9 protein-coding genes are annotated in these 20620 nt (G+C 48.2%); 1 reads left to right on the plus strand and 8 read right to left on the minus strand.

The window, feature by feature from the left end; translation table 11 throughout:
- Window positions 1-102: 102 nt before the first annotated feature.
- The 8 genes from infB to GRF55_RS00325 all read right to left on the minus strand — a co-directional run bounded on the left by infB (window position 103) and on the right by GRF55_RS00325 (window position 16959).
- Entirely contained in the window at window positions 103-2835 is a 2733-nt protein-coding gene (gene infB / locus GRF55_RS00290; protein ID WP_220368603.1) for a translation initiation factor IF-2, read from the minus strand.
- A gap of 113 nt (window positions 2836-2948) precedes the next feature.
- Window positions 2949-4211: a transcription termination factor NusA gene (gene nusA, locus GRF55_RS00295; protein WP_220368604.1), complete on the minus strand. Its 1263-nt coding sequence runs from the start codon at window positions 4209-4211 to the stop codon at window positions 2949-2951.
- 57 nt (window positions 4212-4268) lie between these two features.
- On the minus strand, window positions 4269-4736 hold the full coding sequence (gene rimP / locus GRF55_RS00300) for a ribosome assembly cofactor RimP (RefSeq protein WP_220368605.1): 468 nt from the start codon (window positions 4734-4736) through the stop codon (window positions 4269-4271).
- Window positions 4737-5917: 1181 nt separating this feature from the next.
- Window positions 5918-7453, minus strand: coding sequence for a RagB/SusD family nutrient uptake outer membrane protein (locus GRF55_RS00305; protein ID WP_220368606.1), 1536 nt, complete (start codon window positions 7451-7453; stop codon window positions 5918-5920).
- A 51-nt stretch (window positions 7454-7504) separates the two neighbouring features.
- On the minus strand, window positions 7505-10489 hold the full coding sequence (locus GRF55_RS00310) for a SusC/RagA family TonB-linked outer membrane protein (protein ID WP_220368607.1): 2985 nt from the start codon (window positions 10487-10489) through the stop codon (window positions 7505-7507).
- Between the two features lie 237 nt (window positions 10490-10726).
- Window positions 10727-12277, minus strand: a complete 1551-nt coding sequence (locus GRF55_RS00315) for a RagB/SusD family nutrient uptake outer membrane protein (RefSeq protein WP_220368608.1) — start codon at window positions 12275-12277, stop codon at window positions 10727-10729.
- Window positions 12278-12308: 31 nt separating this feature from the next.
- Window positions 12309-15704, minus strand: coding sequence for a SusC/RagA family TonB-linked outer membrane protein (locus tag GRF55_RS00320; protein WP_220368609.1), 3396 nt, complete (start codon window positions 15702-15704; stop codon window positions 12309-12311).
- Between the two features lie 334 nt (window positions 15705-16038).
- Window positions 16039-16959, minus strand: coding sequence for a site-specific integrase (locus GRF55_RS00325; protein WP_220368610.1), 921 nt, complete (start codon window positions 16957-16959; stop codon window positions 16039-16041).
- 498 nt (window positions 16960-17457) lie between these two features.
- Between GRF55_RS00325 and GRF55_RS00330 the strand changes: the two genes are divergently transcribed.
- Entirely contained in the window at window positions 17458-20586 is a 3129-nt protein-coding gene (locus GRF55_RS00330; RefSeq protein WP_220368611.1) for a TonB-dependent receptor, read from the plus strand.
- Window positions 20587-20620 lie beyond the last annotated feature (34 nt).

The raw sequence follows: 20620 nt of genomic DNA on the forward strand, positions 1-20620 counted from the left end.
TGTTTGTTTGATAGACAAGCAATACGACAAAAGGAGAGGCTCGCTTCCGTGTTGAAGTGAGCCTCTCCTTTTTCTATGCTGTATATCAGCTCTAAATCGTCATTAGAGTTTCTGTTCGACCTCCACTTCGGTGAACGTTTCGATGATGTCGCCCACCTGGATGTCGTTGAAGTTTACCAGTGAGATACCGCATTCCAGACCCGTTGCCACCTCTTTGGCGTCGTCCTTATAGCGTTTCAGGGCGTCGATAGGTGCGGTATGCACCACAATTCCGTCACGCACAACGCGTGCCTTGTCCTTGTTGTGGACCTTTCCGTCGATGACCAGTCCGCCGGCAACGGTGCCCACCTTCGAGATTTTGAAGACTTGCTTCACCTCGATTTCGCCCGTCACGATTTCCTTCTTCACCTTGTCCAACATGCCTTCCATCGTTGACTTGATGTCGTCGATGGCATCGTATATGATAGAATAGGTGTTGATGGATACGCCCTCTCGCTCTGCCAGTTTGCGTGCCTCTGCCGATGGGCGCACTTGGAAGCCCACGATGATGGCGTCAGATGCACTGGCGAGCATCACGTCGTTCTCGGAAATCTGTCCGACAGCCTTGTTGATGACATTGACTTGCACCTTTTCCGTAGAAAGTTTGATGAACGAGTCAGAGAGTGCCTCGATACTTCCGTCGGTATCGCCCTTGACGATGATGTTCAGTTCGTGGAATTCACCGAGTGCGATGCGGTGCGAGATGTCGTCCAGACCGATGGTCTTGGTCGTGCGGAGCGACTGTTCGCGTTGCAGCTGCACGCGTTTGTTGGTGATTTCCCGTGCCTCTTGCTCGGTTTCCATCACATGGAAAGAGTCGCCGGCAGTCGGTGCTCCGTTCAGTCCGAGGATGATACAGGGCTCAGCCGGTCCTGCGCTGTCAATGCGCTGGTTGCGCTCGTTGAACATCGCCTTGATGCGTCCGTAGCTGGTTCCGGCAACGACCACATCGCCCACTTTCAGCGTTCCGTTGGCAACGAGTACGGTAGAAACATATCCGCGTCCCTTGTCGAGCGACGACTCGATGATGCTTCCCGTAGCCTTGCGGTTCGGATTCGCCTTGAGTTCAAGCATTTCTGCTTCGAGAAGCACTTTCTCAAGCAGTTCTTCTACGCCGATTCCCTTCTTGGCAGAGATTTCCTGGCACTGATATTTACCACCCCAGTCCTCGACGAGAAGGTTCATGTTGGCGAGGTCTTCGCGTATCTTTTCAGGGTTGGCTCCCTGTTTGTCTATCTTGTTGATGGCGAACACCATCGGCACGTTGGCAGCCTGTGCATGTGCGATAGCCTCCTTGGTGGTAGGCATGACGCTGTCGTCGGCAGCCACGATGATGATGGCGATGTCGGTAACCTGTGCACCACGGGCACGCATGGCGGTAAATGCTTCGTGTCCCGGTGTGTCGAGGAAGGTAATCTGTCTGCCGTCGGGCAGTTCCACGTTGTAGGCACCGATGTGCTGAGTGATTCCTCCTGCCTCTCCGGCGATGACGTTGGTCTTGCGGATATAGTCGAGCAGCGAGGTCTTACCATGGTCCACGTGTCCCATGACGGTGACGATTGGGGCGCGCGGGATGAGGTCTTCCTCTTGGTCTTCCTCTTCGGTGATGGCATTCTGCACCTCTGCGCTGACATACTCGGTGGAATAGCCGAACTCGTCCGCCACAATGTTGATGGTTTCTGCATCAAGGCGCTGGTTGATAGATACCATGATGCCGATGCTCATACATGTTCCGATGACTTGGTTGACACCGACGTTCATCATCGTTGCCAGTTCGCTGACGGTCACAAACTCGGTCAGTTTCAGCACCTTGCTTTCTGCCGACTGTGCTGCCATTTCCTCGTGTATGCGCTCCTGTACGGCTTCGCGCTTCTCTTTGCGGTATTTTGCGCCTTTCTTGTTTTGCCCTTTCGAGGTGAGCCGTGCCAGTGTTTCTTTTACCTGGCGTGCCACGTCTTCCTCGTTCACCTCCAGCATGCGCTGGTTGCGCTTTTTATTTTTGGGTTTCTTCTCTTTGTTTTTCGGGTTCTGCGATTGTTTTTCTGCCTGGTTGGCAGCAGCGTTGATGTCCACACGCTCTTTGTTGATGCGCACGCGCTTTTTCTTTTCGCCCCGTTGCAGTGCCTTCTCCTCGCGCTCTTTACGGCGTTCCTCTTTACTCTTTTTCTTCGGACGTGTGCTCTGGTTGAGCGAGTCGAGGTCGATTTTGCCCAGCACGTTCACCTGCGGAGCCGCTTTCTGCTCGCTCTTCAGTGTGAACACTTTCTGCTCGTGCGTTTCCTGTTTCGGTGTTTCGGGAGCTGGTTTTTCCGTTGCCGTTTGCGCCGTTACCGGCTCTTCTTTCTTGGCAACGGGTGCCGTTTCTTTCTTGGGCTCCTCTTTTTGTACAGGCTTTGTTTCCTCCTTTTTCGGCAGATTTTCGGCAGGTGCCTGTTGCTTCGGTTCCTCTTTTTTCTCCGTAGCGGCAGATTTCTTGGCAGCCGGTTTTTTGTTCAGGTTGTCAAGGTCGATTTTTCCTACGGTTTTCACCTGTGGCTTTTCAGTCACGGTCTCTATCACAGCAGGTTCGGGGCGTTTCTTTTCTTTCTGGTGCTTAGGGAAGATGCTGGCTGCCTCTTTCTTGGTTTCTTTGTCGCCTTTGAACTCTTCAACGAGTGCAGCATATTGCTTATCGTTCAGCTTGAAAGAGGGGATGGGTTTCACTTCGCCCAAGCTGCTGTTCTTCTCGAGGAACTCCACTGCCGTCTGGAGTCCGATGTTCAGTTCACCTATTGCTTTGCTTAATCTGATGCTCATTTATTTATTTTTACGATTTTACGATTTTTCAATTTGCCGAAATATAATGCCGCACTATGGCGTTATCACGTTATTACGTTATCACGAAATCATGTCATCCCGAGACTTGAAGCCTATTCAAACTCAGCCTGCAGAACCTCCAGCAGGTGGTCAACGGTTTCTTCCTCAAGGTCGGCTTTCTCTATCAGTATCTCGCGCGGGGCTTTCAGCACAGCCTTGGCGGTGTCGAGTCCGATGTTCTTGATGGCAGCGATGATCCACTCATCAATCTCATCGGTGAACTCATCGAGATAGATGTCCTCCTCAGCCTCGTCGGCATTGATTTCACGGAACACGTCGATGGTGTATTCAGTCAGCATCGAAGCCAGTTTGATGTTCAGACCGTTGCGTCCGATAGCCAGGCTCACCTCTTCGGGTTTGAGATAGACTTCTGCCTTCTTGGTGGTCTCATCGATGATGATGTTCGAGATTTTGGCAGGGCTGAGTGCACGCTGTATGAACAGTTTGGTGTTCGATGTATAGTTGATGACGTCGATATTCTCGTTGCCGAGTTCGCGCACGATGCCGTGCACGCGGCTACCTTTCACACCGACGCAGGCTCCCACGGGGTCGATGCGGTCGTCATAGCTCTCCACAGCCACCTTGGCGCGCTCTCCTGGCATGCGGGCAATGCGCTTCACGGAGATGAGTCCGTCATTGATTTCGGGCACTTCAGCTTCCAGCATGCGGTGCAGGAAGGTGGGACTTGTGCGTGAGAGGATAATCTTCGGGTTGTTGTTCTCGTTGTCCACGCGCAGGATGATGGCGCGGATGGTTTCTCCCTTGCGGTAGTTGTCTGACGGAATCTGCTCTGCTTTGGGCAGGATGAGTTCGTTGCCCTCATCGTCGATGAGCAGCACTTCGCGCTTCCAGGTCTGGTAAACCTCGCCTGAGATGATTTGTCCCACACGGTCCTTGTACTTATTATACAGGTTGTCGTGCTCCAGTTCGAGGATTTTCGAAGCCAGTGTCTGGCGCAGGTTGAGGATGGCGCGGCGTCCGAACTTGGCAAACTCTACAGGTTCCGACACGTCTTCGCCCTCTTCATAGTCGGGCTCAATCTTTTGTGCCTCTGTCAGAGAGATTTCCTTGTTCTCGTCTTTCACTGCTCCGTCGGCTACAACCACGCGGTTGCGATAGATTTCCAAGTCGCCCTTGTCGGGATTGACGATGACGGTGAAGTTCTCGTCGCTGCCGAAAATCTTGGCAATCACGTTGCGGAAGCTCTCTTCCAGTACGCTTTGCAGGGTGGGGCGGTCGATGTTTTTAGTCTCTTTGAAATCCTTGAAGACATCAATCATGTTGATTGTCTTCGTGGTCGATGTTCTTGTTGCCATGTTTATTATGTTTTTATTTTTACTTTCTCTTTTCAGTGTGCAAGATGCCGCTTCAGCCTATTTGAAGCTGATGAGATACTTGCAGTATTTCACGTCGCCCATCCCGAACGTCTGTTCCACGTCCACCATGACGGGGCGCTTCTTGCCTTCCTGCTTCTGTTTCTCTTGCACGGTCACCGTAAATGAGGCGTCGTCGGCTGCCGTCAGTGTCCCGTGCAGCTTCTTGCCGTCCTTTGTCAGCACCTCCACCTCCTTGCCGATGTGGTTCACATATTGCTGAGCCACCTTGAACGGTTGTCCCAGTCCTGCCGAGCCCACTTCCAGTTCGAAGTCCTCTTCGTCGCGGTTCAGATGTTCCTCGATGAAGCGGCTCAGAGCCACGCAGTCTTCAATCCACACACCGTCGGCATGGTCGATTTCCACAACAATGCGATTGCTGCTGTCCACCTCCACGTCAACGAGGAAATAGTCCTCATTTTTGAGCCATTCTTCTACCAATCCTTTTACGATGTTCTTGTCTATCATAATTGCTTATTTAAAACGGAATGAGGAACTCTCGCGGAGCCCCTCATTCCTCTGAACGGTGCAAAAGTACGAAAAAACCTGCATTCCCACAAGTTTTTCGCCTTTTTTCTTATTTGGCGTGCGTTTTCAGCCTTCCCGTGCGTCCGGGAAAATGGGCTACTCAGTTTGGAAAAATTTTACTCCGACTGAGGGGAAAACGCATTTTCGCCCACCGCCGACATTGCATATTTATTCATGTGGTGGGGTTTTGTTCGCCGTTTTGCATCCCATTGATAATCAAAGGTTTAAGGAGTGCTTTCCAAAAGTGCCACTTTCGCACTCCAAAAGGGGAACTTTCAGGAGGTGAAAGGGGAACTTTTGCAAGCTAAAAGTTGAACTTTTGGAATGCGAAAGTTCAACCGCATATTTATACGCCCTTTTCCGTATGTTTATGCAAGGAAACCCCACCCCTGCCCCTCCCCTAAGAAGGGAGGGGAATGAAGTCAGTTGCACACTCCCGTTAGGCGCTCCCTTAAGGTGGGGAGGGGAATGAAGTCAGTTGCACACTCCCGTCAGGCACTCCCCTAAGAAGGGAGGGGAATGAAGTCAGTTGCACACTCCCGTCAGGCGCTCCCAGTTCGTCTGGATTTGCAATCCAGACGCAACTATTATAAGGATTTGTAATCCGATAAAGCGGGAATCATATTAAGCGGATTGTAAATCCTGATATCTTATTTGCTGTCGGATTGCAAATCCGACAGAACGGGGAGTACGGGCAGATTGCTCAGTTCGTCTGGATTTACAATCCAGACGCAACTATTATAAGGATTTGTAATCCGATAAAGCGGGAATCATATTAAGCGGATTGTAAATCCTGATATCTTATTTGCTGTCGGATTGCAAATCCGACAGAACGGGGTCAGTTACATACTCCCGTCAGGCGCTCCCCTCCCTTCTTAGGGGAGGGGTGGGGTCTCTTCATTCGGGCGGATACACCGATCCGCCCCTACGTGGGGCAGACACCCCTAACCATAATTCTTAATTCAAATACGTTGCGCACAAGTAATTCCAGCAGAAAGGAGCACAAACGAATCCGGCAGAACAAAGAAAGAGGTGGACTTTTCGGGTCCACCTCTTTCAGTAATCTAACAATTGATGCTTTTCAATGGAGATTATTTATTTGCATCTATTGCTGATAGGTATTAATAACCTGGGTTCTGTTCGAGGTTATGATTGATTTGAATTTCATAATTCGGAATCGGCCATACCCAGAAGTTAGAAGTACTAGGCAATACTTTCTGTGCATATTCCGAACCGCTCATCACTGCATCTGCTGCTCCTGGCTGGCTTTGACGTCCTTCGAAACCATCTTTCCAACGTTTCAGACAGCTCACACGAAGACCTTCACCGACGGTTTCTTTGAACCATTCGTTCTTGATGTTGACTGGAGTAGCTTCTGATGCTGTCGCTCCACGTGTTGTTTGCAGTGCATTCAGCATTTCTTTGGATTTGTTATTGTCTCCATGATTCCAGTAAGCTTCTGCGGCAATCAAATACATCTCGCCGATAAGGAATGGCTTAACTTTCTGACGTGCATTCGGAATGTCATTGCTGCGCAGTTCAGGATTACCAAGATACTTGGTGAAAATGTAGAACTGATTCTGGAAAATGGCACCATCGATTTTAACTTTTACGGTTTTGTCGAACCACTGTTTCAATCTCAAGTCATTGGCTTCATAGAGATTTATCAACTTTTGAGAAGGAATGTAGTATGGCGCAAAATAGAGACCGTCTTCATCTGTTTTTGTTGCGTATGTATAAGAAATGTTTCTTATTTCATTGGTAACATTGTCAAACGGTGTAGATGCTCCGCTTTCTGCCAATGTTGCTGGCAGCTGCATGATAGGTTCTTTTCCTTTGTCATTAATGTATTCTTTCTCCATAGCTTCAGCATCGTCAGATAATGCATAGCCTGCAGTAGAATTGATAACCTTCTCTGCGTATTCTGCTGCTTTTTGCCAGTCTCTTGTATCAAGATAATAACGTGCATAGACTGCATTCACAGCATCGATAGTTGGGGTAGGTGAACCAACTTTTCCAGCAACACCAGCAAGTTTCTCAGCTGCTATATCTAAATCAGCTTTGATTTGATTATAGACATCATGAACGGTAGCACGTGCAGGTTTCTCTTCTTGATCGTATTTCAGAATCAGAGGCACTGCTAAATCCCCAGGAGAACCCGGTTCCCACAATTTTCCGTAGTGACGTACTAATTGAAGATAGGCTACTGCACGGAAGAAGTGTGCTTCACCCTCTGCTACTTTCGCAACTTTTGCTTCACTGTCATTTTCCGGTTCGAAGTTAACAATATGCTGAATGAAGAGGTTGTAATTCTTGATTGCGAAATAGTTGATTGCCCAGAAGTCACGGGTGTCATAGTCACCAGAGGTGAATGATTGGTCTGTACGATGGATTGCTCCATAGTTGTTACCGTATGCTCTTGTTGCATTGAATCCGTCACACATGAACTCTCCTGCTTCAGAAAGCTGTCCATAATGCGTAAGACGATAAGACTGATACATACCATTTTGGAGTTTTGTCAAATCTCCGATACTGGTAATCATGTCTTCACCTTCTTGATAGGAAATAGAGCCTGCGGGGAATTCATCCAAATTACATGAAGTTAACGCAAAAACGCCAAATCCAAGAATCATTAAAAATTTACTATATTTTTTCATATTCTTCTTTCTTTAAAATACTTAAGTTGTTAGATGAACACATTTACTTCGTTAGAAAGTAATCTCCGCACCGATAAGGAATTGCTTAGAGTTACCAATCTTACCGAGTGTCAGGTTACTGTTAACCTCTGGATCAATACCATTATAGTCTGTAATTGTAAACAGGTTTCGACCTGTCAGAGTCAGTTTAAGACCTTTCACAACATTCTGGAAGCCAAGAAGAGTCTTCGGGAAATCATATCCAATCTGCAGGTTCTTCAAACGCATGAACGAAGCATTCTCCAATAAGTGAGTATCGAAGCGCATGTAGTCGCCATCTGCCCAGTTAGGATATTGTGCATTTGGATTTTCCGGTGTCCAGAAATCACGTACTTTCTTGCTGGAGTTATATCCGAAGAAGTAATCAGGATTCTCATAGAAGAACCTATCGTTGTTGATAAGATATTTACCCAGCACATAGGTGAAGTCTGCCTGAATAGAGATTCCTTTCCATCCACCGCTGATGCCGAAACCACCATTAACTGGTGCGTAACGCTTCTTGCCTGTGTTCTGCTGCAACGCCTCACTGAATTCCTTCGTTGTTTCACCTTTCGTAGTCTTGTCCACATCGTCTCCTGGCAGATACCACATCATCTGTCCGTCAGCAGGGTCAATGCCTGCATAGATAGGATAGTAGAACATAACAGGACTACCCACAACATATGCCAAACCTGTATTTGCGATTTCCCAACGCTGACGACCCTGGAAGAGTTCTGTTACCTTCTGATTGTTGTAGTTGAAAGTTGTGCGGAAGTTCAAATAATAGTCTTTTCCGCGCAGGATGTTCACACCGAGTTCGATGTCAATACCAGCATTCTGCAGTGTTCCCACATTGCTGGTGATTTCTTCGAAACCGCTGGTATAGGGATAAGGAACACCCATCAACATGTCGGAAGTTTTGCGATTGTAATAAGATATGTCAAAGTCCAAGCGGTTGAATAAACGTCCGCTCAAACCGATGGTCAACAATTTCTGAGTCTCCCAAGTCAGGTTCGGATTACCTGGTGTGGTGTAAGCCCAAGAAGCGTTTTCATTGTAATCTGACAATGTTCCGATGCGACCGATAGCTGCGTAGTCACCAATAGCGGCATTACCCTGTGTTCCATAGCTTATTTTAAAGTTCAAATCGTTCACCCACTTTACCGGTTTCATGAACACCTCTCTGCTGATTTTCCACATAGCGCCTACAGACCAGAAAGTAGCGTTACGGTTGTTGATACCAAATCGCGAGCAAGCATCGTTACGGATAGAAGCATCGAAGAAGTATTTGTCCATCAAGGCGTAATCAATGCGACCAAAGAACGAGAGGAACTTGCTTCTTGTCGGATCTTCAGACATTTCATAAGCGCTCTGCTTTCCGTCTTGCAAACGCATCATTCGATCATCAGTCTGACCTGTACTCTGAGCATAGAAATAGTCATAATCATTCTCTACACCTTCGTGACCTGCCAATACCGTGAATGCATGATTTTCACCGAGATTGAACTTATACTCAATTGTATTCGTAATAGTGTTGCTGTAGTCAAAGTCTAATGATTTTCTTCTTGTTCCACTGCCACCAGATCCCGCAAAAGAAGGAAGGGTTTTCCTGTTGTTACGAACGAAGTACATGTCGGATCCAATGCGTGAAGTAATCTTCAATCCCTGAATCGGGGAAATCTCAATATATGCGTTACCAATCAAGCCATAACGGAGATACTCGTTTGGATGGGTCTCCATATAATAACGAGGATTCCACTGGTTGTTAGGATAACGGTCGTACTCTGTACCATCTTCTTTGTATTGAGGATGCAATGGGTTCAGAATCATTGACAAACCACCTGCCAGATAGTTAGCATTACCTGAAGAACTGTTACCCCAGTTATTATTACGCTGACGTTTGTCATAAGAAAGGTTAACATTGATACCAGCTTTCAGCCATTTGTTTGGGCGAGCATCCACATTCACGCGACCAGTGTAGCGGTCGTAGTAGTTACCGATAGTTGTACCCTTCTGATGGAACTGGGAAGCACCTATCATGTAACTTACTTTGTCACCACCACCTTCGATGGCAATATCGTTCTGAGTCTGAGGTGTCCACCACTGCTGGAACACATCATACCATTTTGTGTCGGCGTCAAAACCTCTCTGAGTGTAATTACGGTCAATCCAAGCTTCATCAAGACCTACAGGACCATAGCAGTCAATCCAGAATTGCTTCAACTCTGCAGCGTTCATGAATTGGTTTTTGTAAAATCCTTCATTTGCCAAAGTATTCCAACCAATTTGTGTACGATAGGTAATTCTTGCATCAGATCCGAAACTACCTGATTTGGTAGTTACATAGACGACACCATTGGCTGCACGTGAACCGTAAATTGACGTTGCCGAAGCATCTTTCAAAACGCTGATGCTCTTAATGTCGTTTGGGTTCATCGCCATAATGGTACGTGAAGAAGACGGAATACCGTCAATCACATACAGCGGAGTAGAGCTTGCACCGAGCGAACCGACACCATGAATAGCCATACTTACAGCATTGTCGCCTGCTTCACCGGAAGATGTCAAGACTGACATACCTGCGACCTGTCCCTGCAAAGCGTCAAGTGCTGAAGATGACGGCGCTGTGTTCAGTTTTTCCGAACTTACCGTTACCACACTACCGACAACCGTTCCGACTTTACGTCCAGAACCGTAGCCGACAACCACGACGTCTTCCAGTGTCTTTGAATCGCTCGCCAAGCGAATAGTCATACCATTGCGAGCAATCACTTCCTGTGTCTCCATACCGATGTATGAAACACGAAGTGCATTCTTACCATGCGGCAATGTCAACGAGAACTTACCGTCAATGTCGGTTACTGCACCATCATTGGTACCAATCACAAGCACCGATGCACCGATGATGGGTTCGCCGTCTTCTTCGGAAACCACGGTACCGCTGATTTGCGTCTGTGCCGTTGCTATTCCTATACTGAGGAACAGACCGGCGAGAATCATTGTTAGTTTCTTTACCATAAACTCTCCTTTTTAGGTTAATAATTAATAATATAAAATAAAATAATGTTTCTCTCGTATATTAAACTTTGTCGTCCGCTATCCTCTCCTATTCAAGTATTACCTTCCGGGGAAAGGTGATACAGGGAGAGAATAATGGAAAAGGGAGAGAATAATGGAAAGTTTTGTACAAAAAAAAGCAGGGAAGCGAATTGCTCGCTTCCCTGCTCTCGAGAGGTTAATCTTTATCTAAAATCCTTAATCAGTAGGCTCTGGTAATGTCAGACCTTTGTTGTAGTCGGTCTCTCTGTTCGGGAGTTCCCATGTCCAGTGGTTAGCGCCGTCTGGTGCAACGGTGATAGCGAAAGTGGTGTGCCAGTTACCGCCAGCGCCTTTAGCAGTACGCTTGAGGGTAGCTCCCCAACGCTTGTGGTCGAACCAGTCGTAACCTTCGCCCCAGAGACCGAAGCGACGATAGAGTTTCACTTCATCAAGAAGGGCAGTACCCGTCTTCGTTGACTTCTGGTATGATGGGTCGTACTTAGATGTTACGTCGTAGAGCAGTTGCTGTGCCTGAGCTGCCTGATTCAGGTGGCAGTCAGCCTCAGCCTCGATGTAGTACATCTCCTCTGTACGGAACAGTGGGAAACTACCACCACCAACCATGAAGGCTGCACGCATTTTGTACTGCATGTATGCGAATACGAGTGAGGTACTGTACATATAGCTTGCATAGTCTCTCTTCGCGCGGGTATAAAGTGCTCCTGTCGTCTGTCCTGATTCGATGCACTCAGCAAACTCAGCATCTGTCGGCACAAGATAGAGGTCGCGACGGACGTCAGTCTCCGGAATCTGATCAATGAGTTCCTTACTGATAGAGAAAGGATATCCGCGACAGACGCTTGCACTTGAGTTCGAACCGATGTAAGCAAAGAAACCGTAGTAGTATAGCGTCTGGTCTTCTGCTTCGTAAACGCCCCAGATCCACTCGCTGTTCGGCGTGTTAAAACCTGCTTTGTAATCGTTCACGCTCATGAGTGCATAACCATCACGTGCCATCTTCGCATACTTGGCAGCATTTGCCCAGTCTTCGCGGGTGAGGGCTGCCTTTGCATATACTGCGTATGCTACATTGATGTTCGGCTTATAGAACTCCTTGCTGCTACGATCCATACCACTTGACTCGAAGAGGCTGATAGCCTCGTCGAGGTCGGCATAGATTTGCTGGTAGGTTTGTGCCAGTGTAGCGCGTGGGTGGTCGCCCGTTGACTCGTCTATACGAAGCACGATACCCGGTGTGTTACCCTGTTCGTCAGACCAGCGGTGGGCATAGAGCTCTGCCAGACGGAAGAACGAGTAAGCACGGAACACGAGTGCCTGTGCTTTCAAGAATGCCTTCTCAGCCTCTGGTCCCTCAGCGTTGTCGATGTTGCAGATGACACCATTGGCATTACCAATGAGCTTGTAGTAATAGAACCAAGGATAGTACAGATAGACAGAAGTCGTGTTCATGTGGTATGTACCGTTGATAATACCCGACCATCCTGTCAGACCGCTCTTTTGCGTGTCGTTGCCCGGATAGCTTCCATACCAGTTCTTGATGGATCCCTCACCATTCAAGCCCTGTGTTCCCAGATATTGGTTGCTCATCGCCTTGCATATACCATTGACAGCCAGTTTCGCAGTCTCGGTGCTTCCAAGGATGGTTGCAGTAGCTTCCGCTGATTGCGGAGCCCTCTCCAGATAGTCGCTGCCACATGATGTGAGACCTAAAGCGACAATGCTCAATATAAATATATACTTTTTCATAATCATATCTTCTTTTTAAATCTGTTATTCATTAGAAGCGAACGTTCAAACCTACAGAGAATACGCGTGGCGTTACGAGGTAGTTGTACTGTGTACCGTCGAACGACTGCTGCGGGTTCATACCTTTCAGAGAAGTCAGACTGAAGAGGTTCTCGCAAGCTACGGTGAGTGCGATACCTTCCAGGTCAATCTTACGCACGAGTGATTTCGGGAACTGATAGGTCAGGTTGATATTCTTCAGAACCAGATAGCTTGCGCTCTTCAACCAGCGTGAAGACGTTGAGTTGAGGTTGGCAGCAACTTCAGCCGGCAACAATGCGTTAGATGTGATCACCGGTAGCATGTTGCGGTCGATGGCATCATAGTCTGTCTGATTAGCAAAGGTCCAAGAATTCAAGATATCCTTATGCAGTGAACTTGGCGAAGATCCTGATACTGTCAGCAAGTTCTGGTAGTTGTATTCAATCACCTTACCGCCGAGCTGATAGGTGAATAGCGTAGCCAGCGTCAGACCCTTCCATGTCACGTTGAAGTTGAAGCTTCCGTAAGCTTTCGGCAGTGCCGAGCCGTGATACTCTCTCTTTGCATAGTTGGTCAGGTAGCTGTAAGGCACACCGTCAATCACAACCACACCGTTGAGGTTGTTACCGGTAATCTGCGTGTTGGCAGTTCCGTCTTCTTTCTTCTCTTTACCATAAACGAACGGATTGTCCGGATCGTCCGGGTTGTCAACTTTGAAGAAGTAGTCTTCGTCGTTAAACTTGTAGAGTGAATAACCGTTAGCGGTGTTGATTCCTTCGTAAGTCCAAACGAAGTACTGATAGCGGTCTTTGCCTTCAACGATTTTCTTCGTTCCGGAGATGATTCCGTCCTTGTTCTGCTCAGGCAGTTTCAGCACTTTGTTCTTCAGCAGTGTGATGTTCGCACCCACGTTGATGCGCCAGTCCTTGTTCTTGAACACGTCCACGTCGGCAGCAAATTCCCAACCGCGGTTGGCGATGGTACCGATGTTCTTGGTTACGACTGATTCAGCAGCAGTTGTGCTTGTTGCACCGGCTGACAGCGGGTTGTAAACGTCGAACAACAAGTCTTTGTTGCGCTTGTCGAAGTACTCGATGGTGAAGTTCAAGCGGTTCCACAGACGACCTTCGAGAGCGATGCCCCAAGATTGTCCGGTCTCCCACTTCAAGTCGTAGTTAGCGAGCTGTGAAATCCAGTATGCACCTTGGTTTGCATTCTGAGTAGCAGAGTAAAGAGCCATGTACCCAAAGTAGCCGGCACCGGCATCGTTACCTACTTCACCATAGTCGGCGCGGAGTTTCAAGTAGTTCACCCAGTCATACTTCTTCATGAACTGCTCGTTGCTAATGACCCAGTTGGCACCGACTGACCAGAAGTTACCCCAGCGGGCACCCTTTGCGAAGCGAGAAGAACCGTCGCGACGGAAGCTTACTTCAGCGTTGTAACGGTCATCATAGTGATAGCGTGCACGGGCGAGGTAAGACTCTGTCGTATAGTGTGTGTTGTAGTCATAGAGACTGGCGATTTCAGTGAAGTTACGCAGATAGTTCTTGCCCTCGAACACCTGGTTGGTCTTGTAGCCGTACAGGTAGTTGTAGCTCAAATAGTAGTTCTCGTGACCAATGAGCGCGTCCACAGAATGAACTCCAAACGTGTTGTTCCAAGTCAGTTGCTGCTGGAAGGTGTAGTTCTTGTAGCGGTAGTCCTCGCGCTTGCCACGACCGTTGTTACCCTTACCGTCACCGATAACGGCTGAGTTGTACTGGTTCTCTTCGCTGTGGCGAACGTTCAAGTTTCCTTTCAGCGTGAAAGTGAAGTTGTAGGGCAGATAGATGTCTGCGTATGCAGTACCGTTGATGGTATTGCGGACAACCTTGTCCTCACCCACTTCATTTTCCCAAATGAGATGACGGTCAGGCATTTGGTTACGTGTCAGAATAATCTGACCATTCTCATCGGTATAAGAACCGCCGTCGTACTGCTTGTTACCTTCAGCATCGAGGATGTACTCACCTGTGTTTACGTCATGCAAGTGCACTGGATAGATAGGTGATATATTACGTGCATACATGAACACATTGGTAAAACCATTATTGCCGTCACCCCAGTTCTGGTTGAAGTTCTGGTGTGTAGCTGCGAGGTTGACACCCATCTTGATCCATTTCTTCGGCTGGATGTTGGCAGCAACGCGTGCAGAGAGACGGTTGAAGCTTGACTTGTACATATAACCCTGCTCATCGAGATAGCCGAGAGAGAAGAGGTAGTCAGCCTTGTCGTTCGCACCGTTGGCTGTCACGTTGTATTCCTGACGATAACCCTTGCGAAGTGCTTGGTCGTACCAGTCGAGGTCGTCACGATAGCCGCTCAGAATCTCTGCACCGGCAACCATCTTACCGTCACTCGTGAAGAGTGCGTTCGACGGCTTGTTGAAGATGTTCAGATAGAGGCGGTCGCTGATCAGGTTGTTCATGGCATATTCCCTTGCGGTTGCATCAGCTCCAGCCAAACGTGCCTGTGCGTCTGCTATGTCCTGTGCAGTGCTACGTGGGTTGTTGATGACATCAATGGCTCCCATTGTGGTAGCAATACGCCGGGTGTTGTATACATTCATCCACTCAGTCTCCATGAAGTCTTTCACACCCAGACGGTCATACTCGGGAATACCACGGCTGTAAGTACCCTGCTTGATGTCAAGGCTTACGTTCAGACGTCCCTGCTTAGCCTTCTTCGTGGTAATCAGGATGACACCGTTAGATGCGCGGTTACCATAAAGCGCAGCCGAAGCAGCGTCCTTCAATACAGACATCGACTCGATGTCGGCGGGGTTCAAGTCAGAGACATTACCACCAAAAGGTACACCGTCAATCACATAGAGTGGGCTGGATGAACCGTTGACGGTACCAATACCGCGGATGCGGATGCTCGGGTCAGAACCCGGAGAACCGTAGGTGCTGTTCACCTGCACACCAGTTACCGTACCTTCGAGGGCAGATGCCACGCTCGAAGTCGGGCGGAGCTCAATCTGCTCCGACTTGACAGACTGGATACTACCTGTCAGTGAGGTCTTCTTCTGCGTACCGTAAGCCACAACGACGATTTCGTCGAGTGAATTGGCATCGCTTACAAGATTCACTACCATGCCATTGCGGGCTGCCACTTCTTTCGTTGCCATACCGACGTAACTTACGCGAAGCATGTTACGTCCGGCAGGAAGCGTCAATGTGAACCGACCGTCAATGTCTGTAGCAACACCGACATTCGTCGCGCCAACCACGATGACCGAAGCACCGATGATGGGTTCGCCATCTTCTTCGGAAACTACGGTACCGCTGATTTGCGTCTGTGCCGTTGCCATTCCTACACTGAGGAACAGACCGGCGAGAATCATTGTTAGTTTCTTTACCATAAACTCTTTTTTTAGGTTAATAATAAATAAAAATATTCACTGTTTCTTTCTTAACTCGTTGTGTATTACCTTTTGGCGGAAGGTGATATAATCCTCAAGACTCATTAACTCATATTGGATTTTATACTTCTCTTCCTTTCGTTAATTTTACTTTCATTTGGCAAATATAGACTTTTTTTTTGAAAAAAACAAATATTTTATAAAAAATGTGCAAAAACTTCTTTTTTGTAGATAAAAAAGGTAAACAAACCTATCAATCGTATCCATTTCCTGTCGGACATATTACTCTTTTTTATTTCCGCCTTACATTAGGAAACGGGTAGGACTCTTGCTTTCAGCGGTTGTCTTTCGTTTTGTTGACTTGCTGCAGAATCTTTTTGTTGGCTTTCACGAGATAGCTGTCGTTGAGTTCGCGGATATAGACGAGTGTGGTCGTGGTGTTGGTATGCCCCAGTGCTTTGGAGATGATGGGCAGTTCCACGTTGCTCCTGTGTGCCATGCTTGCCCAGGTGTGGCGTACGACATACGACGAGAGGTTGCTCTTGATGCCCGCCTGTCGGGCAAGTTCTTTCAACTCTTTGTTGTAGCGTATAAGTGTCTGTATGTATTGCTTATGGCGTTGTTGCACGGTGTCGGCGGTAAGAAAAGGGAACACGTATTCACTTCCTTCGCGCGCGTATTTATTAATAATGTGTTGCATACACGGCTCCAACTTCACCCTGACAACCTGTCCCGTCTTATGCCGACTGTATGTGATGATGCCGTTGCGAATCTGCTCTTTGCGCAGATGGGTGGCATCTACGAACGGCATCCCTAAGGCATAGAAACTGAAGAGGAAAATGTCGCGCGCTTTTTCAGCGAAGCTCCCTTTGCGCAGTTGCAACTGTTGCAGTTTTTGTATTTCCTGCGTTGAAATGGAGCGTTTCTCCGTCGGAGTGGTGCTCAGAAACACTTTGCGGAAAGGTTTTTCGTCGGCTGTCAGACCTTTCTCTACCGCGCGGTTGTATAGTGTGCGCAGCGAACTCATGTAACAGGAAATCGTGTTCAGGCACACCCCTTTTTGTCGCAGCCATTTCTGATAATCCTCCATTCGTTCGGCAGAAATCTGCCTGACGGAGATGGCTTTGCATTGCATAAACTGTTGCAACGAGCGGAATGCAGTGCCATAATTGCGAGCCGTACTGAAACATTTGTTGTTATTGGCTCGCCCAATCTCAGCTACAGCCAATTCTGTAAAGTCTGATTTGTTTTCCACTCTTGCAATTTGCTTTTTCTCCTTTGCTAAAGGGCTTTTTGAACGATAAATGCAGATGTTCAATTCGATTTTAATTTTAATCATGATACTTGAATTTGATTTGGGCAAATATAGTATAATTCTATTTGAGTTTTTCTTTTTTTAAGGAAAAGGTTTTACAAAGTGCAATTACCTTTTGCTTGAAGATTGTCTGCTTTTTTGATTTTTCACCACCTTCCGCCAAAAGGTATGAATGCAAAATGTTTTTTTATTTTATTGAAACAAAACACGAAGAAAATATTACACTTTTGTGACGTTATTGAAATTTTTTATAAAATTATTTGTTTATTTGAAATGAATATCATATATTTGCAAAAAATAAAGATGGTTTTCTTTCCATTGAGAGTATCACTTTTCCCCGGAAGGTAGTTGCTGTTCAAGTGGGAGGATGCCGGATTACTAATACAACGAGAGATATAATTATTTTTATTCATTTATTAACTTTAAAAAGGAGAGTTTATGGTAAAGAAACTAACAATGATTCTCGCCGGTCTGTTCCTCAGTATAGGAATAGCAACGGCACAGACGCAAATCAGCGGTACCGTGGTTTCCGAAGAAGATGGCGAGCCCATTATCGGAGCATCGGTGCTTGTGGTTGGTACTAATGTCGGTGTTGCTACTGACATTGACGGTAAGTTTACTTTGGCTTTGCCGGCAGGTCACAACAAGCTGCGCATCTCATACGTAGGTATGTTGACGCAGGAGGTGACTGCTCGCGACGGCATGGTGGTAAACATGCAAAGCGACTCACAAGGTCTGGACGAAGTGATTGTGGTTGCCTATGGCACGCAGAAGAAGGCTTCGTTCACCGGTTCTGCCTCTACGATTAAGGCAGAAAAGATTGAGAAGTTGCAGGTGTCTAACCTTTCGAAGGCTCTGGAAGGAGCGGTTGCCGGTGTGCAGTCGTTCTCCAGTTCTGGTACTCCGGGTTCGGGTGCAACCATCCTTATCCGCGGTATCGGTTCTATTTCCAGCACCCAGACTCCGCTCATCGTAGTCGATGGTGTGCCTTATGAAGGTTCGCTGAACTCTATTTCTTCTCAGGACATCGAGTCGTTCACCATTCTGAAGGACGCTGCTGCCAACTCTATGTACGGTGCGCGCGGTGCCAATGGTGTCATCATGATTACCACGAAGACCGCCAAGGGTGGTAAGGCTCGTGTGAACTTCGATGCTCGTTGGGGTTTCAACGCACGCGGTGTGCCCAACTATGAGACAGTGAGAGACCCGGGAACATACTACGAGTTGTTCTGGGAGTCTATGCGCAACAACTATCAGGCATTAGGCGACGTGCCTAATCCAGGTCTTGAGGCATCTAACAAGCTGATTGAAGAGTTGAAGTACAACATCTTCCGCGGTGTGGCTGACACTGAAATCATCGATCCCGTTACAGGTAAGCTCAATCCGCTGGCAACCACCCGCAAGTGGAACGACGACTGGACGAAAGACCCGTTCGAGAATGGTTTCCGTCAGGAGTACAATGCCAACGTATCTGGTGGTAACGAGAACACACACGCTTACTTCTCACTCGGCTATCTGGGTGACAAGGGTTACATCGCAGGTTCTGACTTCAAGCGCTATTCTACACGTCTGAAGATCGACCAGAACATCGGTAACAACATCCGCGTGGGTGCCAACCTGGCTTACTCGAACACGGACCAGAAGACTTTCGGTAACACCGAGAACAACTTCTCGAACATCTTCATGTTCTCACAGAACATCGCTCCGATCTATCCGATCTATCTCTACGATGACGAGGGCAATCCCGTTTACGACGACGACGGCAACCGCTCATACGACTTCGGTGACTATCGTCCTTATGGTTCTAACCAGAACCCGTATGCCGTGGCTATGTGGAACCAGCGTTCTACCCTCCGCGACAACCTTTCTGCACGCGGATATTTCGAGTGGACGTTCCTGAACGACTTCAAGTTCACCCTCAACGGTGCATACGACCTGTTCAACACCACCGGTTCTGAGTTCTATACTCCTATCGGCGGCGACGCCAAGAACGTGAACGGACGTGCTTACAAAGATTCTCAGCGTTATGCAGCTATCAACCTCAACCAGCTGCTCGACTGGACTCACGACTTCGGCAACCACAACGTACACGTGTTGCTCGGTCACGAGACCAAGAACGATAAGTCTAAGTATCTCTATGGACACATGACCAACTTCGCTCATCCTGAGATTGGCGAATTTGCTAACGCAACACAGTATCAGGACCTCACGAGCTACACTTCAGAATACTCTCTCGAAGGTTTCTTCGCAAAGGGTGAGTACAACTACCTCGACCGCTACTACTTCACAGCAAGTATCCGTCGCGACGGTAGCTCACGCTTCCACAAGGACAACCGCTGGGGTACGTTCTGGGCAGTAGGTGCTTCTTGGCGCCTGAAGGAAGAGCCGTGGCTCAAGGAAGTGAACTGGCTGAACTCGCTCAAGCTGAAAGCCAGCTACGGTACGCAGGGTAACGACCGCATCGGTATTGCTCACGCTTACACCGACCTGTTCCAGGTTGACCGTATGGACGGCGACGCTGCCTTCACGAAATATCGTCGTGGAAACAAAGACCTCACATGGGAGAAGAGCCACAACTTCAACATCGGTGTGGAAGCTGGCTTCTGGAACCGCCTGAACGTGAACTTCGAGTTCTTCATCAAGGAGACCAAGGACATGCTCTACTACAGCCCGATTCCTCGCAGTGAGGGTAGCCCGAGCGGTATCTATCGCAACGAGATGGACATGAAGAACACTGGTTTCGAGCTCGAAATCAACGGTGACATCATCAAGAACAAGCACGTGAGATGGAACGCAGCGCTGAACCTGACTCACTACAAGAACAAGCTGACCCGTCTGCCGGTGTCTAAGCCCGCAGAACTCTATCCTGACGGATATCCTGCCGGCAACTACTGGCGCAAGATTGGCGGTTCGCTCTACGACTGGTACATGTACGAGTATGTAGGTGTAGATGCTGAGACCGGTCTGCCACAGTACAACAAGTACCTGGTTGATGAAGAAGGCAACGAGACGGGCGAAATCGAACTCGTTGACAACATCACCGACGCTACACAGCGCCAGCTCAACAAGTCGGCTATTCCTGACCTGACCGGTGGTTTCTCAACAACCGTTGAGGCTTACGGATTCGACCTGTCTATCCAGACAGCATTCCAGCTCGGAGGTTGGGCATTCGACTCTTCTTACAGCTCACTGCTGAACGCAGGCAACGCCGGCCATGGCTTCCACAAGGACGTGCTGAAGCGCTGGACACCGGAGAACACGAACACCAACATCCCGATGCTCCGCTACCAGTACAACAACGCAGGTATCAGCGGCAACTCTGACTACTATCTGACGAAGGCTTCTTACTTCAGCCTCCGCAACATCACTCTGGGCTACACACTGCCTAAGAAGGTGACCAACTCTTGGGGAATCAACTCACTGCGTATCTACCTCGTAGGTGACAACATCTGGCTCGCTTCAAAGCGTAAGGGCTTCGACCCGCGTCAGAGCATCGACGGTGACTACGGATACTTCGGATATTCTGCACTGAGCAGCTACTCTATCGGTGTGAACCTCTCATTCTAAACGTAAATTTGTTAAAACCATTATAAAGATTTAG

This window comes from Prevotella sp. Rep29 (assembly GCF_019551475.1).
GTDB lineage: Bacteria > Bacteroidota > Bacteroidia > Bacteroidales > Bacteroidaceae > Prevotella.

Coding starts and splice junctions, on each gene's coding strand:
- GRF55_RS00315 (WP_220368608.1), bottom strand. CDS start 12,277: ATGAAAAAGTATATATTTATATTGAGCATTGTCGCTTTAGGTCTCACA.
- GRF55_RS00330 (WP_220368611.1), top strand. CDS start 17,458: ATGGTAAAGAAACTAACAATGATTCTCGCCGGTCTGTTCCTCAGTATA.
- rimP (WP_220368605.1), bottom strand. CDS start 4,736: ATGATAGACAAGAACATCGTAAAAGGATTGGTAGAAGAATGGCTCAAA.
- nusA (WP_220368604.1), bottom strand. CDS start 4,211: ATGGCAACAAGAACATCGACCACGAAGACAATCAACATGATTGATGTC.
- GRF55_RS00320 (WP_220368609.1), bottom strand. CDS start 15,704: ATGGTAAAGAAACTAACAATGATTCTCGCCGGTCTGTTCCTCAGTGTA.
- GRF55_RS00310 (WP_220368607.1), bottom strand. CDS start 10,489: ATGGTAAAGAAACTAACAATGATTCTCGCCGGTCTGTTCCTCAGTATA.
- GRF55_RS00305 (WP_220368606.1), bottom strand. CDS start 7,453: ATGAAAAAATATAGTAAATTTTTAATGATTCTTGGATTTGGCGTTTTT.
- infB (WP_220368603.1), bottom strand. CDS start 2,835: ATGAGCATCAGATTAAGCAAAGCAATAGGTGAACTGAACATCGGACTC.